This is a genomic window from Janthinobacterium sp. YR213 (assembly GCF_900099875.1).
Lineage (GTDB): Bacteria > Pseudomonadota > Gammaproteobacteria > Burkholderiales > Burkholderiaceae_D > Janthinobacterium > Janthinobacterium lividum.
In genome coordinates this window covers 471051-495646 of record NZ_FNDA01000005.1, presented here as the reverse complement: position 1 = coordinate 495646, position 24596 = coordinate 471051, and the positions used below count along the sequence as shown (strand labels likewise).

The window sequence follows — 24596 nt, the reverse complement described above, 5'->3', positions numbered from 1 at the left end:
TTACATGCATCAAATCGCACATTTTAAAGAGACGCAAAAATCGCAACGCAAGTTCCAGCTGTTTTCCGCCCTGGCGATCGCCGCCCTGGCCCTGACCACCAGCCTGGCCATGGCGCAGACGCCGGCCGTGGCCGCCGATGCGCTGCCCGGCAAGGGCGTCAAGGTGCAGCCGCTGCAAAGCTCGATCGCGGAAGAAACCTTCCAGACCATGCTGGTCGACAAGGCCCTGGAAAAGCTGGGCTACGAAGTGCAGCCGATCAAGGAAGTGGAGTATCCGACCGCGCATATCGCCATCGCCAACGGTGACGCCACCTTCATGGCCGTGCACTGGGATCCGATGCACAAGGATTTCTATAACAATGCGGGCGGCGACGCCAAGCTGTTGCGCACGGGCCAATACGCCGGTCCTGCCGCGCAAGGTTATCTGATCGACAAGGCGACGGCCGAGAAGTACAACATCACGAATATCGACCAGTTGCGTGACCCCACCCTGGCCAAGCTGTTCGACCACGATGGCGATGGCAAGGCCGACTTGACGGGCTGCAACCCCGGCTGGGGCTGCGAAGCGCTGATCGAGAATCACATGGATGCGTATAAATTGCGCGAGACGGTGACGCATGTGCAGGGCAGCTATGCGGCCCTGATCGCCGATACCCTGGGCCGCTACAAGCGTGGCGAGTCCATCCTGTATTACACGTGGACGCCGTACTGGGTCAGTGGCGTGCTGGTGCCGGGCAAGGACGTGGTCTGGCTGAAAGTGCCGTTCTCGGCCAATCCGGACAAGGTGAATACCCGCCTCGACGATGGCAGCGACTACGGTTTTGCCGTCAACACGGCGCGCATCGTGTCGAACAAGGCCTGGGCGGAGAAAAATCCGGCCGCGGCCAAGCTGTTCGAAGTGATGCAATTGCCCGTGGCGGACATCAATGCGCAGAACGAGCGCATGCGCCGCGGCGAAAACACGCAGGCCGATATCGCCCGCCATACGGCTGGCTGGATCAAGTACCACCAGCAGACGTTTGACGGCTGGATCGCGCAAGCGCTGGCGGCGGTAAAGAAGTAAGTTTCAGCGCTACCCGGCATTGAAAGAAGTGGCTACCGATTCGGTAGCCACTTTTGCGTTAACGGCCTGTTTTGGTGGTTTTTGGTGAGTTTTTAGGCCATTTTGGCCAGTTTCAGGTGCAAAATGGGGAAAGGCTTGCCGAACGGGTCGCATTCCGAGCGGTTTTCCTCGATAAAGCCCAGGTGCCGGTAAAAGCCATATGCTTGCGCGTTGTGCTCGTTGACGTCGACGGCCGTGGCTCCCAGGGCCGCGATGGCATGCCGGACCAGCGCGCGGCCGGCGCCGCTACCGCGCCGGTCGGGATGCACGAACAGCATCTCGATCTTGGCGTGCTCGACGCACAGGAAGGCATGAGCGACGCCGTCATCGGCGCGCAGCACGTGCAGCAGGCTTGCTGCCGTCACCCTGGCCAGCTCATCGCGGACGAAGGGCATCAGGAAGGCGATATCGCTATCGGCGAGAAAATCGTGGGTGGCGCGTACGGACAGGTGCCAGACGTCGAACAAACGGGGCAGGTCGGCGGCATGGGCCAGCGAAACTGGGGAAAGCGGTGATGGTGTCATGCAGAAATTATACTGCCCCGGCAAGTGCCGGGGCAGGGGAAGATCAGTCCTTCAAGTCTTCGATCAGGTCGATGTATTGCTGTTGCGCCTCTTCCTTCGAGGTGCCGGCCAGGGCCGCCCAGGCGTCGAACTTGGCGCGGTTGACGAAGTCGGTCATGCCAGGACGCTCGCCCGTGGCGTCGCCGCTCGAGGCTTGCTTGAACAAGGCATAGATTTTCAACAAGGTCATATTGTCCGGACGCTCGGACAGGGTCTTGGAATCGAGCTGCGCTTGTTCGAATTGCTCTTGTAAACTCATGATGGCTCCTGTGTGCTGATGGAATCGCTGGAAAAGTGCGGCAGGCCCGGCGGAGTGGCCACCGTGCGTGCTGCAGTGCCTGACATCATAGTGAAAAAAGCGCGCCGTGCATTAGAGGACACACTCAAAACAAAAACGCCGCCGCTGCGTGAACAGGGGCGGCGCCTGGTACAGTCGCTTGCGCGCTGCGGAGTCTGTTCTTATACGCCCAGCAGTTCGACGTCGAAAATCAGGGTGGCGTTCGGTGGAATCACGCCGCCGGCGCCGCGTGCGCCATAGCCCAGTGCCGCAGGGATGATCAGCTGGCGCTTGCCGCCCACTTTCATGCCTTGCACGCCTTCGTCCCAACCTTGAATGACGCGGCCGGCGCCCAGCGGGAATTCGAATGGGTCGTTGCGGTCCTTGCTCGAGTCAAATTTCGCGCCGGCGCTGCCGTCGTCGTTTTGCAGCCAGCCCGTGTAATGCACGACAACATTGTTGCCAGCTTGCGCTTCAGCGCCTTCGCCAACGGTGGTATCGATGTATTGCAGGCCGGAAGCGGTAGTGGTGGTGGTCATGATAATCCTTGTGTAGGCGATGAAAGCTTCAGATTGTAGAGCAATGAGTTGCAAAGCGCCATTCCAGGCCCGGCGCAGGGAAAAACCAGAAATTACGACGATGTGTGGCTGCCGGTCGCATTTAAGGGGGGATTTAACACAATAAATACAGTGTTCCACGTAAAATGCATGTTTTGTATTTAACAGTGATTTCTTCCATGTTCCGCAGTCTATGCCGCCTTGTTTTTTCCTCGCTGTGCCTGGTTTCCGCAATATCGACGGCGCAAGCCGAAGTGGTGGTGGTGCTCAATTCCCGTGATGCTACGGTGCAACTGCTGGACCAGAAAACCTATGCTCCCCTGTCTACCTTTGCCGTCGGCAAGGAACCGCACCATCTGATGGAAACGCCGGATGGCAAGTCGCTGATCGTCGCCAGTTCCGTCGGCAACGAGCTGATTTTCCTCGACCCTGTCTCGGGCCAGATCCAGCGCCGCATCAGCAATATCCTCGATCCTTACCAGATCGGCTTTTCGCCTGACCAGAAGTGGTTCATTTCGAATTCGCTGCGCCTGGACCGCATCGACCTGTACCGCTACGACGGCAAGAACCTGACCCTGGCCAAGCGCATCCCGCTGCCGAAGTTGCCCAGCCACATGGCGTTCACGGCTGACAGCACCATGGCTTTCATCACGCAGCAGGGCAGCAACCAGGTCAGCGCCATCGACCTGGCCACGCAAACCGTGAAATGGACCATGCCCGTCGGCCCGGCGCCAGCCGGCATCACCATGACGCCCGATGGCAAGCATTTGCTGGTTGGCATCATGGGCAGCGATTACGTGGAAGTGATCGACTGGCGCACGCAAAAGACCGTCAAGCGCATCAAGGCGGGCGCCGGCACGCATAATTTCCGCGCGCTGGGGGACAACCGCATGACGTTCGTCTCGAACCGCGTGTCGAACACGATCAACATCATCGACCAGAAAACCCTGGAAAACGTGGGCACCATCAATGTGCCGGGCGGCCCGGACTGCATGGAAATCACGCCCGATGGCAAGACCATGTGGGTGACCCTGCGCTGGATCAAGAAAGTGGCCGTGATCGACCTGACGACGCGCAAGGTCATCAAGACCATACCGGTGGGCCGCTCGCCCCATGGCGTGTATTTCGCCACCCACTCGCCGCGCATGTGATGGCGGGTGTGCTGATGAAACGTCTGATTCCCGCGTGCCACGTGCCCGCCATGCTGTTGTGCGTCAGCGCCATGCTATCGCCCGCGCAGGCCGCCGCACCTGTTGCGCCAGCCGCCTGCAAGGGCACCATCTACATGACCTTCGACACGGGCAGCCAGTCGCAAGCGCAACTGATCGCCGACGTGCTGAATCAACGCCATGTGAAGGCAACCTTCTTCCTCGCCAATGAAAAGACCACGCGCGGCGACTATTCGCTCGATGCCTCGTGGGCGCCGTACTGGAAAGCCCGGGTCGCCGAAGGCCATGCGTTCGGCACGCATACGTTTGACCATGTGTACTGGAAGAAGGATCTGGCCAACGGTTTGATCCAGGTCAAGCCCCAGTTCGGCAAGGATGGCGGCAAGCTGGCGTCGTTCACGGATAAACAGTTCTGCGAGGAATTGCGCCGCGTCGATACGCGCTTCCAGGAACTGACCGGGCACAAGCTCGACCCATTCTGGCGTGCGCCGGGCGGTTACACGTCGCCGCGCACCCTGGCGGCCGGCAGCGCCTGCGGCTATCAGCATGCGGGCTGGGCGCCGGCGGGGTATTCCGGCGATGAGCTGCCCAGCGACAAGTATCCGAACGCCATGTTGCTGAAAAAAGCGCTGGCGAACTTGCGCAGCGGCGATATTTTCATTTCGCATATGGGTATCTGGTCGCGCAAGGATGCGTGGGCGCCCGCCAACCTGGACGCCTTGATTTCCGGCTTGCAAGACAAAGGGTTCTGCTTTGCCACCCTGCGCGAGCATCCTGCCTACGCGCAGAAGAAGGGCCAGCCATGATCGCCGCCGACATCCTCGGCCACGTCACTCCCGTCATCGACGCCGTCGTCGACGCCTTTGGCGTGGCGCAGGGCTGGCTGTTCCAGACCATCGTGAATCCCCTCGTGTATCACCTGGGCTTTGGCGAATTCACGGAAGAAGCGTTCGAGGGCACGGAGTGGCTGCTGATCGGCCTGTGCGAACTGGTGCTGCTGTTTCTCGTGCTGCGCCCGCTTGAAGCCTTGATTCCCGCGCAAAAGATCACCGACCCGCGCGCCCGCTGGAACGATTTCATCTACACCGTGCTGCACCGCATCGGCCTGTTTTCTGTCGTGGTCTTTTTCACGCTCGATCCGCTGATGGATGCATTGGCGGGCGCCTTGCGTTTCGACAATATTCATCCCCTGAACCTGGAATCGCTGTTGCCCGGCATCAGTCCCTTACTCAGTTTTATCATTTATTTTGTGATACTGGACTTCGTCGACTATTGCTACCACCGGGCCTCGCACCATTTCGGCTGGTGGTGGGGCTTGCACAGCCTGCATCACAGCCAGCAAAACATGAACTTGTGGAGCGATGACCGCAACCACCTGCTCGATGACTTCCTGCGCGACGTGGTGATGGCCCTGGTGGCGCTCGGTATCGGTGTGCCGCCAGGCCAGTATGTGCTGCTGGTGTCGATTTCGCGCATTCTGCAAAGCTTGCAGCACGCGAATGTGAGGATACACTTCGGCCGCATCGGCGAGCGGCTGCTGATCTCGCCCCGTTTCCACCGCACGCATCACGCGATCGGCGTGGGGCACGAGTCGAAAGGCAAGGGCAGCATGGGCGGTTGCAACTTCGGCGTGGTCTTGCCGATTTGGGATATGCTGCTGGGCACCGCGAATTTCTCTGCCGGCTATGCGCGCACGGGCGTGCGCGACCAGCTGGCCCGTATCGATAGCAAGGGCATGGGCCGGCCGGGGCGCAGCTATGGCCACGGCTTCTGGCAGCAGCAATGGCTGGGCCTGCGCCGCATGGTGGAATTTGCAAGAATTAAACGAAAAGGACGCCGTTGATGCGTAATGTGTTGAATTCGTATGGCCGTGCTTTCCTGTCGCAATTGCACGGCAGGATATTGCTGCTGAGCGTGGCGCCGTTCATCCTGTCGCTGATCTTGTGGGGCGGACTGCTGTATGTGGGCTTGCAGCCGCTGATCGACAGCCTGCATGCGCTGTTTACGCAGTACGATTTCTTCCGCACCAGCGGCCAGGTGCTGTCCACCTTTGGCCTGGGCGTGCTGAAGGCGGTGATCGTGCCGCTGATCGCCATGTTCATGCTGCTGCCGCTGATGATCCTGACGGCGCTGATCTTCATGGGCCTGTTCGCCATGCCGGCCATTGGCCGCCATATCGGCGGGCGGCACTTTCCTGAGCTGGAAAAGAAACATGGCGGCAGCCTGCTGGGCAGCGTGGGGACGTCCCTGGCCACCTTTTTGCTGTTCATCATCGCCTGGGTCATCATGCTGCCCCTGTACGCGTTTCCGCCGGCCGCGCTGGCGGGACAAGCCGTGCTGTGGGGCTGGCTGACCTACCGCGTGATGGCGTATGACGCCATGGCCGACTACGCCAGCGCGGAAGAGCGCCACGCCATCATGCGCACGCAGCGCTGGCCCCTGCTGGCCATCGGCATGGTGTCCGGCGCGGCCGGCGCCGTGCCGGGCATGCTGTGGATGGGCGGCGTGATGTCGGTGGTGTTCTTCCCCTTCCTGGCGGCGTTCGCCATCTGGCTGTATGTGCTGATCTTTATCTTCACGGGCCTGTGGTTCCAGTATTACTGCCTGGAAGCACTGTCGCGTTTGCGGGGCGTACGCGGCATGACCGACGTGGCGCCGGCGGACGCCTGAGTATTTTTATCGAATTCTACGAGGGAGTTTCATGGCTATCGGATTGATCATCATCGGCGACGAAATCCTGTCGGGCAAGCGCACGGACCAGCATTTCCCGAAAGTAGTGAGCATGCTCAAGGCACGGGGCTTGCAGCTGAGCTGGGCGGAATACGTGGGTGACGAGCCGGCCCGCCTGGTCGCCCTGCTCAAGCGCAGCTTTGCCAGCGGCGACATCGTCTTCAGCTTTGGCGGCATCGGCGCCACGCCGGATGACCATACGCGCCAGGCAGCGGCCGATGCGCTGGGCTTGCCGCTGGTGCTGCATCCGCAGGGCAAGGTCAATATCCAGCAGCGCATCACGGAAATGGGCGTAGAGGCGGGCGTGCCGGCCGATTTGAACTCGCCGGAAAACCTGCACCGCCTGAAAATGGCGGAATTTGTCGAAGGCGCCGAGCTGATTCCGAATCCGTACAACAAGATTGCCGGCTTTGCCGTACGCGAACATTATTTCGTGCCCGGCTTTCCCGTCATGTCCTGGCCCATGATCGAATGGGTGCTCGACACGCATTATGCGCACCTGTTCAACCAGGTGCCGCACGCGGAACACGCCTTGCTCGTGTATGAAACGGCCGAATCCCTGCTGACGCCGCTGATGGTGCGCCTGGAAACAGATTTTCCGCTGATTAAGGTGTTCAGCCTGCCCAGCGTGGGCGATGCGCAGACGCACCGGCATATCGAACTGGGCGTCAAGGGCGAGCCCGCGCAGGCAGAGGCCGCCTTCGCGCAGATGTGCGCCGCGCTCGATACCTTGCAAGCGGAATACACCACCATCTGACATGCAGCCAGCCCGGCGCCGGCGGCTTTTTCGCCGGCGTTCAGCCCGCCTTGCATCTATGTACGCAAGCGTACATTCCAAGACGTTGTTTTTTTGCGAAAATCTTCAATGAAGCAAGATTTTTGTGTGCGCTCGTCAGTCGTTCCCATGCCGATGTGGTGGAATGGTGAACAGGAGCCTGGCGTGTCAAACGCGGGGTTGCCTGCCTGTGCAGTAGCGTGTTTTTTTGATTCACCGGTATGGACATCATGTTAAGCAAGCTTTGTCGTGACCGGCCCTGGCCGGCCCTGGTCTTATCCCGCGCGGAGCGGTATCGCTACCGCATTTCCCGCGCCGTCCAAACCCAACCTTACCCCAGCATCCCATGAAAGACACAGGCGTCAATCTGGCCGCGCAAGAGCGGCCCCCCTCTGATCCACTCTCCGACACGGGCGCCGAGGCACCGCCGCCGGCGCGCCCGCCGAAGAAGCGCCGTTCGCGCATCTGGCCCATCTTTGCCATCATCGTGCTGGCGCTGATCGCCGGCGCGGCGTGGTTCGTCATGCGTGAAGTGCGCACCTCGGCCCTGCAGGCGGAGTTTTTCACGCGCCTGGACCGCCAGCTGGCGTTCAAGGTCGAGCCTGGCCCGGCACCGGCGGGCGCCATCCGCTATCCGCAGCACGGACCGTATGACGAGCGGCTCGGCTATGCCAGCCTGCCGGATTTTATTGGCAAGCTCAATGCGCGCGACTATGAAGTGACGGCGCAGGCGCGCATGTCGCCGAAAATGGTGCAACTGGTCGACCGGGGCATCTTTGCCACGTATCACGAGAAAAACCGCGCCGGACTGACCATCCTCGATTGCCGCGCCGCGCCCCTGTTCGCGGCCAGCTATCCCGAGCGCATGTTCGACGGCTTTGCTGAAGCGCCGCCCGCGCTCGTGCAAAGCCTGCTGTTCATCGAAAACCGCGAATTGCTCGACCCGGGCACGCCCGAGCGCAATCCCGCCGTGGAATGGGACCGCCTGAGCAAGGCTGTCCTCGACAAGGCGCTGAACCTGTTCGGCGGCCACCGCAGTGGCGGCGGCAGCACTCTGGCTACCCAAATTGAAAAATACCGGCATTCGGAAGACGGCCGCACCAGTTCCATGCAGGACAAGTTGCTGCAGATGATTTCGGCCAGCCTGCGCTCGTACCAGGATGGCGAAAACACCATGGAAGCGCGGCGCAAGATCGTCGTCAATTACCTCAATACCGTGCCGCTGTCGGCAAAGAGCGGTTTTGGCGAAGTCAACGGTATTGGCGACGGCATGTGGGTCTGGTATGGCAGGCCATTTGCCGAAGTGAAGACTTTGCTCAAGGGTAATATGGACCAGCCGGGCAGCGCGCTGGCCTACAAGCAGGCGCTGAGCCTCTTGATCGCGCAGCGCCGTCCATCGCATTATCTGGTGGCCGGTGGCGCCGACCTGGAAGAATTGACCAACAGCCATCTGCGCCTGCTGGCGCAAGCGGGCGTGATTTCGCCGCAGCTGCGCAATGCGGCCATCGCCGAGAAGCTGCGTCCGTCGACGGCTTCCGGCGTGCAATCGGAAGCATCGACCTCGTTCGTCACGCGCAAAGCCTCGAATGCCGTGCGCAATCATCTGGCCAGCATGCTAGGCGACCCGCGCTTGTACAACCTCGACCGCCTCGACCTGAAAGTGGTCAGCACGCTCGACGCGCAGGCGCAAAACGCCGTCACCAAGGTCTTGCGCGAATTGCGCGATCCGGAAGTGGCGAAAGCGGCCGGCCTGACGGGCAAGGGCATGCTGGGCAATGGCGACCCGGCCAACGTGGTCTACAGCTTTACCCTGCTGCAAAAGGGCGATCAAGCCAACTTGCTGCGCGTGCAGACGGATAACTACGACCAGCCGCTCGACATCAACGAAGGCGCCAAGCTGGACCTCGGTTCCACGGCCAAGCTGCGCACCCTGGTCACCTACCTGGACATCATCGACCAGTTGCACCAGCGCTACAGCGGCATGGGCGCCGCCGAGCTGAATAAAATCGCCGTCGATCCCAAGGACATGCTGTCGCAGTGGGCGATTGCCTATCTGAAACCGTTGGCACTCGGCGAGGCGCGCAACCTGCCGGCCATGCTGGCGGCCGCCATGGAACGCAAATATTCTGGCAACCCGGGCGAAGGCTTCTTCACGGGTGGCGGCTTGCACCATTTCGGCAACTTCTCCAAGCTCGACGACAGCCGCATCATGACCTTGCAGCAGGCGCTGCGCCAGTCGACCAACCTGGTGTTCGTGCGCCTGATGCGCGACGTGGCCCGCTATTACATGTTTTCGCGTCCCGATTCCTCGGCTTCGCTGCTGGCGGATGCGGATGATCCGCGCCGGGCCCAGTACCTGAGCCGTTTTGCCGACAAGGAAGGGCGTGAATTCCTGCACCGCTTCTATCAGAAATACCGCGGCAAGAGCGTTGACGAGCAGGAAAAGATTTTGTTGGCCAGCATCCGCCCGACCCCCGTGCGCCTGGCCAATATCTTCCGCACCGTGAATCCGAAGGGCACGGTGGCGGAATTCGGCGATTTCCTCAATGCCAACTTGACGTCGCAAAACGAAGTACCGCCCGAGCGTGTCGCCAAGATGTACCAGCAGTACGCGATGGAAAACTGGTCGCTGGCCGACCGTGGCTACCTGGCCAATGTGCATCCGCTGGAACTGTGGATGGTGGCGTATCTGCGCCAGCACGAAGGTTCCACCCTGTCGCAGATGGTGGCAGCCAGCGAGAAGGAACGCCAGGAAGTCTATAAATGGCTGTTCAATACGCACCGCAAGCATGCGCAGGACCGCCGCATCGCCAACTTGCTGGAAGTGGAAGGGTTCCTGGAAATCCACCGCCAGTGGAAGAAGATGGGCTATCCGTTCGACTCGCTCGTGCCGTCGTACGCGACAACCCTGGGCGCATCGGCCGACCGTCCCGCCGCACTGGCCGAGTTGATGGGCATCATCATCAACGATGGCGTGCGTAAACCGAGCGTGCGCATCGATTCCATGCATTTCGCCGCCAATACGCCATACGACACCATGGTCAAGCGTGGCAGCAAGGTGGAAGCGGAGCAAGTGCTGTCGCCGGACGTGGCCAAGGCAGTGGCCAAGGCCATCCGCGAAGTGGTGTCGGACGGTACGGCGAAACGGGCGAAGACGGCGTTTGTCGGCGCCGATGGCGTGCCGATCCCGATGGGCGGCAAGACGGGTACGGGCGACCAGCGCTTCGACGTGTACGGCGCCGGTGGCCGCTTGATCGAGTCGCGCTATGTGAACCGCTCGGCGACATTTGTGTTCAATATCGGCGAGCGCTTCTATGGCAGCATGACGGCGTATGTGCGCGGACCGGAATCGAAGAACTACGATTTCACCAGTGCCTTGCCGGTGCAACTGCTGGTGTCCCTGGCGCCGAGTTTGATGCCGCTGATCGAGGCGCCCGCGCCGGCCGAAGGTGTGGCCAAGCAGTGCACGAATTAAAAGTATCTGGCTTGTGTGAACGCCGGCCCGCAAGGCCGGCGTTTTTTTGGGGGGGGGGGAGTGGAATTGGACAAGACGCAGCAGATTTTTCAGCAATACCACCGCTTTGACGATGGCTCACTGGTGTCGATGGAACAGATGTACCAGCCCCAAGGCGTGCACGCCGTGCGCATCGTCTTGTACGCAAGAAATCATGGGCTGGAAGGCAATGTCTGGCGCAAAGTCGCCATCACGGTGGGAGAAGTGCGGGAAGTACTGGTCAGGACGCCGGGCAACTTCATCAACCGCATCTGCTGCGGCGTGAAGTTGCTGCGTTTCGGCGATGTCTGGTGCGTCGATATCGACGGCACGTATGCGCACGCCGACCCGGCGACCCTTGAGGAAGTGCGCCGCGATGGCGATTGCTATGTCATCGGCGGCACGGTCGAGGCAATCGAACTGGACTAACCAGCAAATACGGCGGTTTTACCTTCCAGGCGCGCGTGATACGCGGCGATGGCGGGATAGTCGGGGTGCTGCATGGGCGCCATCAACCAGCGCTTGACGGACAGGCCCAGTACGATATCTGCCAGGGTGAACGCTTCGCCGCAGACGAAGGCGCCCGTGCGCTGCAGCTGCTGTTCCAGCACGCCCATCATCTTGTTCCATCCGGCAATACCGGCCGCCAGCTGCGCCGCATCCTGGTGGGCCGGGCTGTGGCGCACCAGCGACATGAAGGCGTAGCGCCAGCTGTTGTTCAAATCGCCCATTTGCCAATCCATCCATTTTTCCACTTCCGCGCGGGCGCGGGGATTACTCGGCAGCAAGTCGTCGCGGCCCGCCTGGGCGCACAGGTAGCGGCAAATCGTGTTTGATTCCCACAGCACCAGGTCGCCATCGAGCAGCACGGGCACCATGGCGTTCGGGTTCAAGGCCAGAAAGGCCGGGTCGTCCGTGCTGCGAAAGCCGCTGCCCCAGTCTTCGCGTTCATACGGCAGGTCGAGTTCCTCGCACGTCCACAGGACTTTACGGACATTGATCGAAGCGGCTTTTCCAAGAATTTTCAGCATGCGTGACTCCATAGGCAGGTGGGCGATCCAGAACTGTAGCCGAATTGGCCGCGCCGCGCATGTGAAAGTGCCTTGCATAGTTGGGGTTTTCTTGGCATCGTAGCCACCCATGAAACCTATGCGCCACCACATGTCCAAAATCCTCGCGTTCAGCCGCTTTTCCGTGCGCGACTTCCTCGCCACCGCCGGTCCCACCTTGCTGCTGGTCGGCGCGTTTTGCGCGCTCGCGTACTGGCTGGTCGACCCCGCGCCGCCGCGCCAGGTGAGCCTGTCGACGGGGCAGGACAATAGCGCCTACGAAGAATTCGGCAAGAAATATGCGGCCACCTTGGCCAAGCACGGCATCAAGGTGACCTTGCAGCCGTCGCTGGGTTCGCAGGAAAACCTGCAGCGCCTGAACGCGGGCAAGACCGATATTGCCTTCGTGCAAAGCGGCTCGACGGAACACGACGATGCCGAGCGCCATGGCTTGATTTCCCTGGGCAGCCTGTTTACGGAACCCGTCTGGCTATTCTTGCGTGAAGACAAGGCCGTGACGGAGCTGACGCAACTGAAGGGCATGAAGATCAACCTGGGGCCGGAAGGCACGGGCGTGCCCGGCCTGTTCCGGCAATTGCTGTCCGTAAATGGCGTCGAAGCCAAGGACTTGACGGTGAGCGACTTGCAGAACACGCCTGCCACGGTGGAGCTGCTGGAAGGGCGCATCGACGGTCTCGTGTTCAGCTCGGCGCCGGAAGCGCCGCTGATCCAGATGCTGCTGCAAACGCCGGGCATCAAGCTGTTTGACTTTTCGCAGGCGGAAGCGTACACGCGGCGCCTGCCTTTCCTCACGCATGTCGTCTTGCCGCGCGGCATCGTCGACCTGGGGCAGAACATTCCCGCGCAGGATTATCAGCTGATCGCGCCGACCGCCACTTTGGTCGCGCGCGAAGACTTGCATCCTGCCCTGGTCGACCTGTTCGTGCAGGCGGCAGCCGGAATCCATGGCGGCACGGGCTGGTTTCAGCAGCAGGGGCAGTTCCCATCCGCGCGCTACACGGAGATTCCCGTGGCACCGGAAGCGCTGAAATTCTACAAGGATGGCGCGCCTGTGCTGCAGCGCTACATGAGTTTCTGGCTGGCCAATTTCTTCGACCGCATGTGGGTGCTGGTGGTGGCGCTGGGCGCCTTGATCCTGCCCCTGTCGCGCGTGGTGCCGCCCCTGTACGTGTGGCGCATCCGCTCGCGCGTGTACCGCTGGTACGGCCAGTTGCGCACGGTGGAGCAGGCGCTGGAAGACGTGCCGGAAGAGCAGCGCGCGCAAGTCTATGCGACGCAATTGCAACGGCTGGACCAGATCGAGGAAATGGTCAACCAGATATCGATACCGCTGTCGTTTGCCGATGGTTTGTATGGCTTGCGCAGCCACATCAATTTCGTGCGCAAGCGCATCTTGACCCTGATGGGCGAGCACCCGGCGCCCGAGGTGGGTGAGCCGGCCTGAAGCATCAAGCCAGCGCGGGACTTGCCTCCGGACGACGCGTGGCCGTCATCGGAAGCGGTTCCGTTGTTCTTGGTGTCAGGCGCCCAGCCACGGCAACCCCGCCTTGCACCAGCCGCCGATCTGCTTGCGGTGGCCATCGGCGTCCTTGTCGCCCTCGAAGCCTTCGAGGATGTCGAAGCAGTTCATGTAGCCGTGTTCGGTCGCCAGCTTGGCGGCATGGCGCGAACGCACGCCGGAGCGGCACAGGAACAGCAGCACCTCATCCTTGCCGGCCTGGGCGGCCAGTTGCGCGAGGAAATCGGGATTCGGCACGCCACCCGGGTAGGTGGCCCACTGCACCGCACCATGCTGGGTATCGGCGATGTCGACCCGGCCGACCCAGTCGCGCTCGGCATTCGTGCGCACATCGATGAGCTTGGCGGCAGCGTCGCCTTGCAGCAGGTCGTACGCTTCCTGCGGCGTGACGGCGCCGGCATACGGCGTACCTTCATTGGCCCGGCTGCGGGCGGTGGTCAGGATGTCGGCGGCGGTAGTCATGGCGTCCTCGATGAAAGTGGGCAGGTGTGTACGATTATAGTGCGCCGTTCGCGCCCCGCAAACGGGAAACCATGGTGCACAGTCTTTGCACCACAACGAGGCATTTTCCAGAAATTCATACAAAATGCACGATAATGGTGCGTTATTCGTTTTTTGCACTTGCATAGTGCATTCTTGATTTGACGCAAACGCAGCAGGAAAATCGCGGGCATGAAACTTTCACTGGGATGGCAGTAATTTTGTTGCCGGCACCAGGGGGCTCCTGGAGCTGGCATGGAATCTGCTATGATCCTTATGAGTTTTGGTGGCACGCAATGTTTGCTTCGCTTCATCAGCCCAGACGCACTAAGGTCGGCTCACCCCACATTCATTTAGGAGATACGCATGGCAATGACAGCCGCAGAAGTCTTGAAGATGGTAGAAGAAAACGAAGTCAAATTCGTTGATTTCCGCTTTGCTGATACCCGTGGTAAAGAGCAGCACGTGACGGTTCCCGTGTCGCACTTCGACATGGACAAATTCGAGTCGGGCCACGCCTTTGACGGTTCTTCGATCGCTGGCTGGAAAGGCATTGAAGCGTCCGACATGATCTTGCTGCCGGATCCAAACACGGCCAATATCGATCCGTTCATGGAAGAAACGACCCTGTTCATGCAGTGCGACGTGATCGAACCGTCGGACGGCAAGGGCTATGACCGCGACCCGCGCTCGATCGCGAAACGCGCCGAAGCCTACCTGAAATCGTCGGGCATGGGCGACACCGCCTACTTCGGCCCTGAGCCGGAATTCTTCATCTTCGACAGCGTGCGCTGGAAGATCGACATGTCGGGCTGCTTCGTCAAGATCGGTTCGGACGAAGGTTCGTGGTCGACCGGCAAGGACATCGAAGGCGGCAACAGCGGCCACCGTCCTACCGTCAAGGGCGGCTACTTCCCGGTGCCACCAGTGGACAGCTTCCAGGACATGCGTTCGGAAATGTGCCTGATCCTGGAATCGCTGGGCATCCCGGTTGAGGTACATCATCACGAAGTGGCCGGCGCCGGCCAGAATGAAATCGGCACCAAGTTCTCGACCCTGGTCGAGCGCGCCGACTGGACGCAAAACCTGAAATACGTGGTGTGGAACGTGGCGCACAGCTATGGCAAGACCGCCACCTTCATGCCGAAACCTATCGTTGGCGACAACGGTTCGGGCATGCACGTGCATCAATCCGTATGGAAAGATGGCAAAAACCTGTTCGCTGGCGACGGCTATGCCGGCCTGTCCGATTTCGCCCTGTACTACATCGGCGGCATCATCAAGCACGCCAAGGCACTGAACGCGATCACCAACCCGGGCACCAACTCGTACAAGCGTCTGGTACCAGGCTACGAAGCCCCAGTGAAACTGGCGTACTCGGCGAAAAACCGTTCCGCCTCGATCCGCATCCCGCACGTGGCCAATCCAAAAGGCCGCCGCGTCGAAGCGCGCTTCCCGGACCCACTGGCGAACCCGTACCTGTGCTTCGCCGCACTGCTGATGGCAGGCCTGGACGGCGTTGCCAACAAGATCCATCCGGGCGAAGCCGCCTCGAAAGATCTGTACCATCTGCCGCCGGAAGAAGACGCACTGATCCCGACCGTGTGCGCTTCGCTGGAAGAAGCACTGGACGCACTGGACAAGGACCGCGAGTTCCTGACCCGTGGCGGCGTGTTCAGCGATTCGATGATCGACGCTTACCTGGAACTGAAAATGCAGGACGTACAGCGCATGCGCATGACCACGCATCCTGCCGAGTTCGACATGTACTACTCGCTGTAATGGCGCCATGCCGGCAATGTGCCGGTAGTGAATAAAAACGCGGGTGAGGCGATGGTCTTGCCCGCGTTTTTTTATGCAGTACGCCAAGGCGGTGATCGTGCGGTGTTGTATAGTCGGCCCAGGAACGATGCGGCATGTGCCGACAGGAGTGAAGATTGACCAAGCATTACAGAATGGCGCTGATGGCAGGATTGCTGGGCGCGGCGGCACAGGCGCACGGGCAGCTGTATGTGTGCGCCGATGCGCAAGGACACAAGACGTACACGGACAAGCGGGCTGGCGCGCATTGCCAGCTGCTCGATTTACCGGGCGCCATGACGGAGCCGCCACGCAAGACGGCGCCGCTGGCCGGCGCGCCTGCCCGGCCCGCCATGCAGGCGGCGGCCACCGCGGCGCCTGCCGCCGGCGCGTTTCCCAAGGTCGATGGCGCCGAGCAGCGCGCGCGCGACCTGGACCGGCGCCAGATCCTGCAGGACGAATTGCGCAGCGAAGAACTGAAACTGGCGGCGCAGCGCCTGGAATTCAACGGCGGCCAGCCCGAGCGCCAGGGCAATGAGCGCAACTATGCGAAATACCAGGAACGGGTGGCGCAATTGAAGGACAACATTAGCCGAACACAGCAGAACGTTGAGGCCCTGAAACGCGAGATCGCGAATATTCGGTAAAGCACATGACACCAGACAACCATTCCAGCCGTCCCGCCCACCTGGCCGGCCTTGATTTGCTCGCTTCAGCCGTGATCCTGCTCGATGGCGACGGCCGCATCAGCTATGCCAACGCGGCGGCGGAAAACCTGCTGGAAAGCTCATTGAAAGCCCTGTCGCGGCAAAAGCTGACGGCGCTGTTCCTCAATCCCGACGAGCTGTCCGGTATTTGCGCGCAGGCGCTCGAACATAAATTTTCCGACTTGCGGCAGGACCTGAGCCTGGAACGCCTGGGGCGCGAACCGCTGCGCGTGCACAGCATCATCAGCGCGCTCGACGCGCCGCGCGATGGCGTGCTGATCGAGCTGCGCGAAAACGTGCAGCAGCTAAAGCTCGACCGCGAGGAACGCATCCTCGACCAGAGCCAGGTCAACAAGGAGCTGATCCGTAACCTGGCGCATGAAATCAAGAACCCGCTGGGAGGCATCCGCGGCGCGGCCCAGCTGCTGGAGCTGGAATTGCCGGCCCTGCACTTGAGCGAGCTGCGCGAATACACGCAAGTCATCATCAAGGAAGCGGACCGCCTGCAAACCCTGGTCGACCGCCTGCTGGCGCCGCACCGCCGCCCGCATATAGTGGGCGACGTGAATATCCACGAGGTGTGCGAGCGCGTGCGCAGCCTGATCCTGGCCGAATTTCCCAGTGGCTTGACTATTTCGCGCGATTACGATGCCTCGATCCCCGAGTTTCGCGGCGACAAGGAACAATTGATACAAACCGTGCTCAACATCGCGCACAACGCGGCGCAAGCCCTGGCCGAGCGCATCGAGGCGGGCGATGCGGAGCTGATTTTCAAGACGCGCGTGGCGCGCCAGGTGACCCTGGCCAAGGTCCGTTACGGCCTGGCATTAGACTTGCATATCATTGACAATGGACCGGGCATCGCACCCCAGATCCGCGACCGGATTTTCTACCCGCTGGTGTCGGGCAGGGAAGGCGGCAGCGGGTTGGGACTGACCTTGGCGCAAACCTTCGTGCAACAGCACCTGGGCGTGATCGAGTGCGAAAGCCGGCCTGGATACACCGATTTCAGGATCGTTCTACCCTTGCCATAAGCGAGGAGGTATCCCACCCATGAAATCCATTGCGGGACGCACACACTAATGAAGCCAATCTGGATAGTTGACGACGACGAATCAATCCGCTGGGTGCTGGAAAAAGCCCTGGCGCGGGAAAATCTCGCCACCAAGAGTTTTGCCAATGCGCGCGACGCCATCGCCGCACTGGAATTTGACACGCCGCAAGTGCTCGTGTCCGATATCCGCATGCCGGGCGCATCCGGCCTGGAATTGCTGCAGACGGTCAAGTCGCGCTTTCCCGGCTTGCCGGTCATCATCATCACGGCCTTTTCCGACCTCGATTCGGCCGTCGCAGCCTTCCAGGGCGGCGCCTTCGAATACCTGGCGAAACCCTTCGATATCGACAAGGCCGTCGAGCTGATCCGCCGCGCGCTGGAAGAAAGCCTGCGCGAGACCAGCGTCGAGTCGGGCCCGTCGGAAACGCCGGAAATCCTCGGCCAGGCGCCGGCCATGCAGGAAGTCTTCCGCGCCATCGGCCGCCTGTCGCAATCGAATGTGACCGTGCTGATCACGGGCGAATCCGGTTCCGGCAAGGAACTCGTGGCGCGCGCGCTGCACAAGCACAGCCCGCGCGCGGCGCAGCCGTTCATTGCCCTGAACACGGCGGCGATCCCGAAGGATTTGCTGGAGTCCGAACTGTTTGGCCATGAACGCGGTGCGTTTACGGGCGCGCAAACGACGCGCCGGGGCCGCTTCGAGCAAGCCGAGAACGGCACTTTGTTCCTCGACGAAATCGGCGACATGCCGTTCGACCTGCAGACGCGCTTGCTGCGCGTGCTGTCCGACGGCCATTTCTACCGCGTCGGCGGCCATCAGCCGATGAAGGCGAACGTGCGCGTCATTACGGCCACGCACCAGAACCTCGAGCAGCGCGTGCGCGACGGCCTGTTCCGCGAAGACTTGTATCACCGCCTGAACGTGATCCGCCTGCGCCTGCCCAGTTTGAGGGAGCGGCGCGAGGATATCCCCATCCTGGTGCGCCACTTCCTGGTGCAAAGCGCGCGCCAGCTGGGCGTGGAAGCCAAACGCATGAGCGAGCCGACGATGCAGTTCCTCAGCAGCCTCGATTTGCCCGGCAATGTGCGCCAGCTGGAAAACCTGTGCAACTGGATCACCGTCATGGCGCCGGGCCAGACGGTGGAAATCAAGGACTTGCCGCTGGAATTGACGCAGGGGCAGGGCGATGGCGCGGCCACCGCGGCGGCAGGCGAAGCTGCGCCGGCGGCCGTGGCTCATCCGCATGGCGGCCAGGTCTTCGAGGCGGCCGCACCCGCCAACGGCGCGCCGCCGGGCTGGATCGGCTTGCTGGAATTGCAGGCGGCCGGCATGCTGGGGGCAGGGCAGCAGGAAGTCATGGCCGTGCTGGGACGCCAGTTCGAGTCGGCCCTGATCAAGACGGCGCTCAAGCATACGCACGGGCGCAAGAACGATGCCGCCGTGCGCCTGGGCATCGGCCGCAACACCATCACCCGCAAGATATCCGAATTGGGCATCGACGGCGCCAAGGACGATTGACGTCTTGCCGGACGGGGGCTCCCCCGTCCGCTTTTTCTTGCGGTGTTCCTTGCACGCCACAACACCCACAGCAGGCGATAAGGTAAGCTGGCGCCTGCCGGACTGTTTCGTCCGGTGTTAACTTGAACTGTGGAATAGCATGCTCATAAACTGCGTGGCCTACCAGGATGGCAAAAAACTGGCCGACTTGCCGATCGACGATATCAGCGACTACGTCGAGCGCCCCGATTGCTTCGTCTGGGTAGCCCTGCTCGACGCTACGCCGGACGAGCTGAAACAGATGCAGCACGAGTTTTGCCTGCACGAACTGGCGGTGGAAGACGCGCAACGGGGGCACCAGCGCCCGAAGATCGAGGAATATGGCGATTCCCTGTTTGCCGTCGTGAAAACCGTGGAAATGGTCGAGAACGAACTGGTGTTGGGCGAAGTCGACATTTTCGTGGGCGCCAATTACGTGCTTTCGTCGCGCAGCAACAGCTCGCAAGGTTTCCTTGGCGTCCGTGCGCGCGCCGAGCGTGAACCGCACTTGCTGCGTCAGGGCTCCGCCTTCGTGCTGTATGCGCTGATGGACGCCGTCGTCGACCGTTACTTTCCCGTCCTCGACGCGCTGGAATCGGAACTGGAACTGATCGAGGACCGCATCTTCGACCGTGGCACCGAGCGCGACAATATCGAACGCCTGTATCAATTGAAGCGCAAGGTCATGGTCTTGCGCCACGTGGTGGCGCCCCTGATGGAAGCGGTGGGCAAGCTGCATGGCGGCCGCGTGCCGCCCCTGTGCCACGATACCCAGGAGTATTTCCGTGACGTGCATGACCATCTGGCGCGTATCAACGGCACGCTCGACACGATCCGCGACACGATCAGCACGGCGATTCAGGTAAATCTGTCGATGGTGGCCATCGACGAGAGCGAAGTGAACAAGCAATTGGCGGCCTGGGCCGCTATTTTCGCCGTGTTCACGGCGTTTGCCGGCATCTGGGGCATGAACTTCAAGTTCATGCCGGAGCTGGACTGGCATTATGGCTACCCGGCCGCCGTGGCAGTGATGAGCTGTGTCTGCGGTTATATGTATTACTTGTTCAAGCGTTCCGGCTGGCTATAAAAAATTCCTGTGTATCTGTATTATTAAACAATAGCCAGGGGTACAATCGCGGCAGGTCCGCTGGGGCGGGCCATGGCTGAGAGTCGCCGCGCCGGCAAGTGTGCCTGCGCTTCCGGTGCTGCGCAGGAGCATTCATGAGTATTCCGTTGTTTGATGTGAATTCGCAAGAACCCCTGTTCGATGCCGAGCAGCGGCGCACCCTGGCGGAAGCGGCGCTGCGCTCGATTACCGCCTCGACTGCGCATGCCCGTGGCGACGACTTCCTGCGCATCCTCGTCAAGGACCTGGCCGAAGCGCTCGACGTGCACTATGTGATCGCCGGGCGGCTGGTCCGCCTGGACGACGGCAGCGAAGGCATCCGCACCCTCGCCCTGTGGGGCGGCGACGGCTACCAGCCGAATATCGAATACAGCCTGCAGCACACGCCTTGCCAGGACGTGACTTGCCAGAGCATGTGTTTTCATGGCAGCGACATCCAGCGTCGCTTTCCATTCGATAGTCTCCTCGTCGACATGCGGGCGGAAAGCTATGTCGGCATGCCGCTGATCGATACCGATGGCAAGACCCTGGGCATCCTGTCGGCCATCGACACGCGGCCCATCGATGAAAACAAGCGCTTGCTGGCGCTGCTGCTGCTGTCGATCTTCTCGGCGCGCGGCGCAGCCGAGCTGCAGCACCAGGAGCGCACCCAGCAGCTGGAAGAAATCGTGCGCGTGCGCACCGAGTCGCTGCTGGCGGCGCAAGCGAACCTGATCGAGCAGGAACAGATGGCGGCGCTCGGTTCGCTGGTGGCCGGTGTCTCGCATGAAGTCAACACGCCCATCGGCGTGGCGCTGACGGCGGCGTCGAGCATGGGCAGCTATGCCGACCAGCTGGTGCAGCTGCTGGGCGGCGCCAAGGTCAGCCGCGCCGAACTGATCGACATTGCCGAATCCTTGAAAGGCGCGGCCGCCCTGGTCGAGCGCAACCTGGCGCGCGCTGCCGACCTGATCGGCAATTTCAAGCAGCTGGCAGTGGACCAGGTCAGCGAATACGTGGCCGACCTGGCGCTGCACGACTATGTGCACGGCCTGGTATCGGCGCACAGTCCGGAACTGCGCAAGGCTGCGCTGGGCGTGGAACTCGATATCGCCCCCGATTGCCAGGTGCGCCTGGCGGCCGGCAAACTGTCGCAAATCCTCTCGAACCTGCTGATGAACAGCGCCCGCCATGGCTATCCGCAAGGCGGGCCGGGGCGCATCACGATACGCGCGCGCATCGAGGCGGATGACACTGACGCGGCTGCGCGCTGGCTGCTGCTGGATTTTTCCGACGACGGCATCGGCCTGGCGCCGGCCGTGCGCGAGCATATGTTTGAACCGTTTTTCACCACCAAGCGGGGCCAGGGCGGCTCCGGCCTGGGCATGCACATCGTCTACACGATCGTGCAGCAGCTGGGCGGCCAGGTGTGCGCCATCGACAGCACTCCCGGCTGTCATATACAGATCAGGCTGCCGCTGGCCGGCTAGGCAGCTGACCAGGCCTGCGTTTGCGCCACCTCCAGGTGGCCTGCGTGATCCATCCTCCTTTGTTTTCACAATGTTGTATGCACGCCATACACGTGCTGAGTTCTGTTGACACCAAGATTGGCATTGTGATTCTATGTAGTTTCCAAGTTAACTTTCAGTTGTCTAGTGTCTTTTTCCGCGCAAATACGTGGAGCTCCCTGCTGGGTCCGGGACCTGAAAAATGTGCGGTGCAAGAGTGCCTTGAAGTGAACGACTGCAGTGCGGATACCAGATCCGTTGCTTGTATAACGTACAATGAAAAGGGGTCACCATGCTTAAAGAAACCGTCATCTCCCATGCCGTGCGCATCGTTTGCGCTGGCGGCGTGGCAGCGGCGCTGTCCGTTGCGTCACAGTCGGCGATCGCGCAGGATGCGCAAGGGGCCGATACGCAGATCCAGCGCGTGGAAGTCACGGGCTCGTCGATCAAGCGCATCGCCGCCGAAGGCGCCTTGCCAGTCACCGTCCTGACCGCTGAAGCCATCCGCACCTCGGGCGCCACTTCGGTCACCGATCTGGTCAAGAAACTCTCTTCCGCCCAGGGCGCCACCAGCGAAAGTTCCTCGGTTGGCGGCAGCACCTTTGGTTTCTCCGGCATTTCCGTGCATAACGTGGGTGAGACGCGTACGCTCGTCTTGCTGAACGGTAAACGCCTGGCCCAGTTCGGCGGCCAGACGCTGACCGGTTTTGCCGCCGGTTTCGATTTGAATTCGATTCCCATTTCAGCCATTCAGCGCGTCGAACTGCTGACCGACGGCGCCTCCGCGCTGTACGGCGCCGACGCCATTGCCGGCGTGGTCAACTTCATTACCAAGCACGACACGACAGAAGGCGATGTGTCCATCGGCTACTCCGCACCAAAAAACGGTGCGCGCGAGAAACGCATCAGCGCCACCAAGGGCTTTGGCAACCTGGAAGACGATGGCTACAATGTGGTGCTGACCTTTGGCCACGACGAGCGCGACAAGCTCGCTTCCGTCGACCGCAAGTTCGCCAGCACGGGCAAGGTGCAATTCTCGGCCAACGGCAAGCGCTATCAGAAGCAGCAATTCTCCGCCAGCCCGATTCCGGCCAATGCCACCGATGACAATGGCCAGTTGATCAGTCCTTTCCAGAAGAGCAACGGATCCTGTCCCGAGAAGACGTTCCGCGTGATCGAACCGTATAACGATGGCAGCGGCCTGGTCGATGACTACTGCGGCTACGATTTCACCAAGGATCTGGAAATCTATCCGGAACGCAAGCGTGACAACTTCATGGCCTCGGGCACGTTCAAGATTGCCGGCCACGAAGTGTTTGCGGACGTGCTGCTGTCGCGCACCAAGCAAACCTCGCGTATCGCGCCCGTCCCTGGCGCCATCGCCGTGGATGCCGGCACGCCCCTGCATGACAAGTATTTATTGCCAATCGGTATTACTGGTGACAGCACGGCTTTTTACCGGCTGTTCGACATGGGCCAGCGTACCTCGAAGGATACGGCTGACTTCGCCAGCGTGGTGGTCGGTACGCGCGGCGTCGCTGCCGGCTGGGATTACAACGCCTCGTACAACTTCTCGGAAAGCCGCGTAAAAGGAAGTATTTCCGGCTACCCTGGCGCCATCGCCGTCAATAATCTCACGTCGAGCGGCTTGCTCGATCCCTTCGTCGGCCCGGGCAAGCAGTCCACTGCGGCGCAGGAAGCCATCAAAAGCGCCACTTTCTCCGGTTACTGGGATGGCGGCACCTCGCGCCTGCAAACCATCAATTTGAATGGATCGACGGAAGTGCGGCGTCTGGCTGGGGGCGCCATGATGTTGGGCGTGGGCGCCAATATCAACCGCGAGGAATTCTCGGCCAAGCCGAGCCCGTTTGCGCAAGGCATCCTGGCCGATCCCGTAAAAGGCACCTTGTGCGGCGGCACGACGGGCCTGGAATGCGACCAGCGTTTCGGCGACGCGGCCAGCAGCCAGCCATACAGCGCCAGCCGCACCTCGAAGGGCATCTTTGGCGAAGTTATCGCACCTGTGCTGAAAGAACTGGAACTGGGCGCGGCCTTGCGTTTCGATGACTTCTCGGACTTCGGCGGCGCCACCACGGCCAAGGCCAGCTTCAAGTGGACACCGGCGCCCACCTTGCTGATCCGCGGTTCGGTCGGTAATGGCTTCCATGCGCCGACCGTGCCGCAAGTGAATGCCTTGCAGCGCGGCTATGGTGTCACCAGCGACAAGTACACGTGCTCGCCAGCCTTGCAAGCCATCGCCACGCGTCTGAATGCACAATGCCAGCCAGGCAATCGCCAGTACGATCAGCTGGCCGGCGGCAACCGCGACTTGCAGCCCGAGAAATCGAAACAGGCGACCATCGGTTTCCGTTACGAGCCAATCAGCGCCATCACCCTGGGCGCCGACCTGTGGCATGTGCAGATCCGCGATTCCTTCGGCCAGCTGACGGAACAGCTGGTATTCGCCAATCCGGCCAACTTCCCGAAATCCTGGGGCGTCAACAAGGACGTGGGCACGGGGACGACCTACCTGGCCTTCCTGGCGGATAACCAGAACCTCGGTAAATCGTTTGCCACCGGCGTCGATATCGACGTCAGCGCCCGTTACCGCTCCGGCATCGGCCTGTTCACGTCGCAGCTGAACGCGACGCAGATGCTGCGCGAGGATGTACAGCTGGAACGCGATGGCCAATATTATTCGGCGCTGGGCAACTTCGCCGATCTGGGCACGGTGACTTTCCGCACACGCGGCCAGTGGACGAATACCCTGAAAACGGGCAACTGGGCCAATTCGCTGACGGTCAACTTCCTGTCCGGCTACAAGGACCAGGAAACGTCGGTCGATGTGCTTGACGCTTCGGGCGCAGTGACGGGCCAGGAAAAGATCCGCATGAAAGTGGGCTTCTATTCGACGCTCGACTGGCAAACGGTATGGACGCCCAGCAAGAGCTGGGTCCTCACCGCAGGCGTGCTGAACCTGACCGACAAGAGCCCGCCATTCGTGCCATCGACGTCCGGCGCGAACCGCGGCCAGCAATTCGGCTATGACGACCGCTACTACGATCCGCGCGGCCGCACCGGCTACCTGAATGCCTCGTACAAGTTTTAAGCAGCGCGCAGGCGTAAAAAAACCGGCACATGATGCCGGTT

Annotated in this window: 21 protein-coding genes; 16 read left to right on the top strand and 5 right to left on the bottom strand. The window is 61.3% G+C overall.

What is annotated here, in order from left to right:
• Positions 1–4: 4 nt before the first annotated feature.
• Positions 5–1063, top strand: a complete 1059-nt coding sequence (proX, locus tag BLT98_RS23200) for a glycine betaine/L-proline ABC transporter substrate-binding protein ProX (protein WP_092611842.1) — start codon at positions 5–7, stop codon at positions 1061–1063.
• Positions 1064–1155: 92 nt separating this feature from the next.
• On the opposite strand, the gene BLT98_RS23195 is transcribed toward proX, so the two are convergent.
• The 3 genes from BLT98_RS23195 to BLT98_RS23185 all read right to left on the bottom strand — a co-directional run bounded on the left by BLT98_RS23195 (position 1156) and on the right by BLT98_RS23185 (position 2481).
• Positions 1156–1626, bottom strand: coding sequence for a GNAT family N-acetyltransferase (locus BLT98_RS23195; RefSeq protein WP_092612090.1), 471 nt, complete (start codon positions 1624–1626; stop codon positions 1156–1158).
• Between the two features lie 43 nt (positions 1627–1669).
• Positions 1670–1924, bottom strand: coding sequence for an acyl-CoA-binding protein (locus tag BLT98_RS23190; protein ID WP_034782468.1), 255 nt, complete (start codon positions 1922–1924; stop codon positions 1670–1672).
• A 200-nt stretch (positions 1925–2124) separates the two neighbouring features.
• On the bottom strand, positions 2125–2481 hold the full coding sequence (locus BLT98_RS23185) for an FKBP-type peptidyl-prolyl cis-trans isomerase (protein ID WP_034782471.1): 357 nt from the start codon (positions 2479–2481) through the stop codon (positions 2125–2127).
• Between the two features lie 164 nt (positions 2482–2645).
• On the opposite strand from BLT98_RS23185, the gene BLT98_RS23180 reads away from it, so the two are divergent.
• The 7 genes from BLT98_RS23180 (at position 2646) to BLT98_RS23150 (ending at position 11095) form a co-directional block, all read left to right on the top strand.
• A complete protein-coding gene (locus tag BLT98_RS23180) occupies positions 2646–3650 on the top strand; it encodes a YVTN family beta-propeller repeat protein (protein ID WP_327076252.1) in 1005 nt (334 codons plus the stop codon).
• Between the two features lie 14 nt (positions 3651–3664).
• The gene (locus BLT98_RS23175) at positions 3665–4474 is read left to right on the top strand and encodes a polysaccharide deacetylase family protein (protein WP_092612087.1); all 810 of its coding nucleotides are present in this window, start codon (positions 3665–3667) and stop codon (positions 4472–4474) included.
• Entirely contained in the window at positions 4471–5511 is a 1041-nt protein-coding gene (locus BLT98_RS23170; protein WP_092611839.1) for a sterol desaturase family protein, read from the top strand. The genes BLT98_RS23175 and BLT98_RS23170 overlap by 4 nt, the downstream gene beginning before the upstream one ends.
• Entirely contained in the window at positions 5511–6338 is an 828-nt protein-coding gene (locus BLT98_RS23165) for an EI24 domain-containing protein (protein WP_092611836.1), read from the top strand. Before BLT98_RS23170 ends, BLT98_RS23165 begins: the two co-directional genes overlap by 1 nt.
• Positions 6339–6369: 31 nt before the next feature.
• On the top strand, positions 6370–7155 hold the full coding sequence (locus tag BLT98_RS23160) for a competence/damage-inducible protein A (protein ID WP_092611833.1): 786 nt from the start codon (positions 6370–6372) through the stop codon (positions 7153–7155).
• Positions 7156–7519: 364 nt separating this feature from the next.
• On the top strand, positions 7520–10648 hold the full coding sequence (locus BLT98_RS23155; protein ID WP_092611830.1) for a transglycosylase domain-containing protein: 3129 nt from the start codon (positions 7520–7522) through the stop codon (positions 10646–10648).
• Between the two features lie 66 nt (positions 10649–10714).
• Positions 10715–11095: a hypothetical protein gene (locus tag BLT98_RS23150; protein WP_139179359.1), complete on the top strand. Its 381-nt coding sequence runs from the start codon at positions 10715–10717 to the stop codon at positions 11093–11095.
• Here BLT98_RS23150 and BLT98_RS23145 read toward each other — a convergent pair.
• The gene (locus tag BLT98_RS23145) at positions 11092–11697 is read right to left on the bottom strand and encodes a glutathione S-transferase family protein (protein WP_092611824.1); all 606 of its coding nucleotides are present in this window, start codon (positions 11695–11697) and stop codon (positions 11092–11094) included. The genes BLT98_RS23150 and BLT98_RS23145 overlap by 4 nt on opposite strands.
• 130 nt (positions 11698–11827) lie before the next feature.
• On the opposite strand from BLT98_RS23145, the gene BLT98_RS23140 reads away from it, so the two are divergent.
• The gene (locus BLT98_RS23140; protein WP_092612083.1) at positions 11828–13180 is read left to right on the top strand and encodes a TAXI family TRAP transporter solute-binding subunit; all 1353 of its coding nucleotides are present in this window, start codon (positions 11828–11830) and stop codon (positions 13178–13180) included.
• Positions 13181–13255: 75 nt separating this feature from the next.
• Here the strand turns inward: BLT98_RS23140 and BLT98_RS23135 are convergent, their stop codons facing one another.
• Positions 13256–13717 (bottom strand): rhodanese-like domain-containing protein, encoded by a 462-nt coding sequence (locus BLT98_RS23135; protein WP_092611821.1) that lies wholly within the window; start codon positions 13715–13717, stop codon positions 13256–13258.
• Positions 13718–14101: 384 nt separating this feature from the next.
• Here BLT98_RS23135 and glnA point away from each other — a divergent pair, with 384 nt between their 5' ends.
• The 7 genes from glnA (at position 14102) to BLT98_RS23100 (ending at position 24555) form a co-directional block, all read left to right on the top strand.
• Entirely contained in the window at positions 14102–15517 is a 1416-nt protein-coding gene (glnA, locus tag BLT98_RS23130; RefSeq protein ID WP_029496182.1) for a type I glutamate--ammonia ligase, read from the top strand.
• Between the two features lie 155 nt (positions 15518–15672).
• Positions 15673–16182: a DUF4124 domain-containing protein gene (locus BLT98_RS23125; protein WP_348272744.1), complete on the top strand. Its 510-nt coding sequence runs from the start codon at positions 15673–15675 to the stop codon at positions 16180–16182.
• Between the two features lie 5 nt (positions 16183–16187).
• Positions 16188–17276, top strand: a complete 1089-nt coding sequence (glnL, locus tag BLT98_RS23120; protein ID WP_034782484.1) for a nitrogen regulation protein NR(II) — start codon at positions 16188–16190, stop codon at positions 17274–17276.
• Between the two features lie 48 nt (positions 17277–17324).
• The gene (gene ntrC / locus BLT98_RS23115) at positions 17325–18815 is read left to right on the top strand and encodes a nitrogen regulation protein NR(I) (RefSeq protein ID WP_034782485.1); all 1491 of its coding nucleotides are present in this window, start codon (positions 17325–17327) and stop codon (positions 18813–18815) included.
• Between the two features lie 139 nt (positions 18816–18954).
• A complete protein-coding gene (gene corA / locus BLT98_RS23110) occupies positions 18955–19920 on the top strand; it encodes a magnesium/cobalt transporter CorA (RefSeq protein ID WP_034760218.1) in 966 nt (321 codons plus the stop codon).
• A 134-nt stretch (positions 19921–20054) separates the two neighbouring features.
• Complete coding sequence (locus BLT98_RS23105) at positions 20055–21428, top strand: GAF domain-containing sensor histidine kinase (protein WP_092611818.1); 1374 nt, start codon at positions 20055–20057, stop codon at positions 21426–21428.
• A gap of 310 nt (positions 21429–21738) precedes the next feature.
• A complete protein-coding gene (locus tag BLT98_RS23100) occupies positions 21739–24555 on the top strand; it encodes a TonB-dependent receptor plug domain-containing protein (protein WP_070260042.1) in 2817 nt (938 codons plus the stop codon).
• The last annotated feature ends 41 nt before the right edge of the window (positions 24556–24596 follow it).

Bases quoted from the DNA above. Each gene is read 5' to 3' on its own strand.
- proX (WP_092611842.1), top strand. From the start codon at position 5: ATGCATCAAATCGCACATTTTAAAGAGACGCAAAAATCGCAACGCAAG.
- BLT98_RS23195 (WP_092612090.1), bottom strand. From the start codon at position 1,626: ATGACACCATCACCGCTTTCCCCAGTTTCGCTGGCCCATGCCGCCGAC.
- BLT98_RS23190 (WP_034782468.1), bottom strand. From the start codon at position 1,924: ATGAGTTTACAAGAGCAATTCGAACAAGCGCAGCTCGATTCCAAGACC.
- BLT98_RS23185 (WP_034782471.1), bottom strand. From the start codon at position 2,481: ATGACCACCACCACTACCGCTTCCGGCCTGCAATACATCGATACCACC.
- BLT98_RS23180 (WP_327076252.1), top strand. From the start codon at position 2,646: ATGCATGTTTTGTATTTAACAGTGATTTCTTCCATGTTCCGCAGTCTA.
- BLT98_RS23175 (WP_092612087.1), top strand. From the start codon at position 3,665: ATGAAACGTCTGATTCCCGCGTGCCACGTGCCCGCCATGCTGTTGTGC.
- BLT98_RS23170 (WP_092611839.1), top strand. From the start codon at position 4,471: ATGATCGCCGCCGACATCCTCGGCCACGTCACTCCCGTCATCGACGCC.
- BLT98_RS23165 (WP_092611836.1), top strand. From the start codon at position 5,511: ATGCGTAATGTGTTGAATTCGTATGGCCGTGCTTTCCTGTCGCAATTG.
- BLT98_RS23160 (WP_092611833.1), top strand. From the start codon at position 6,370: ATGGCTATCGGATTGATCATCATCGGCGACGAAATCCTGTCGGGCAAG.
- BLT98_RS23155 (WP_092611830.1), top strand. From the start codon at position 7,520: ATGAAAGACACAGGCGTCAATCTGGCCGCGCAAGAGCGGCCCCCCTCT.
- BLT98_RS23145 (WP_092611824.1), bottom strand. From the start codon at position 11,697: ATGCTGAAAATTCTTGGAAAAGCCGCTTCGATCAATGTCCGTAAAGTC.
- BLT98_RS23140 (WP_092612083.1), top strand. From the start codon at position 11,828: ATGTCCAAAATCCTCGCGTTCAGCCGCTTTTCCGTGCGCGACTTCCTC.
- BLT98_RS23135 (WP_092611821.1), bottom strand. From the start codon at position 13,717: ATGACTACCGCCGCCGACATCCTGACCACCGCCCGCAGCCGGGCCAAT.
- glnA (WP_029496182.1), top strand. From the start codon at position 14,102: ATGGCAATGACAGCCGCAGAAGTCTTGAAGATGGTAGAAGAAAACGAA.
- glnL (WP_034782484.1), top strand. From the start codon at position 16,188: ATGACACCAGACAACCATTCCAGCCGTCCCGCCCACCTGGCCGGCCTT.
- ntrC (WP_034782485.1), top strand. From the start codon at position 17,325: ATGAAGCCAATCTGGATAGTTGACGACGACGAATCAATCCGCTGGGTG.
- corA (WP_034760218.1), top strand. From the start codon at position 18,955: ATGCTCATAAACTGCGTGGCCTACCAGGATGGCAAAAAACTGGCCGAC.
- BLT98_RS23105 (WP_092611818.1), top strand. From the start codon at position 20,055: ATGAGTATTCCGTTGTTTGATGTGAATTCGCAAGAACCCCTGTTCGAT.
- BLT98_RS23100 (WP_070260042.1), top strand. From the start codon at position 21,739: ATGCTTAAAGAAACCGTCATCTCCCATGCCGTGCGCATCGTTTGCGCT.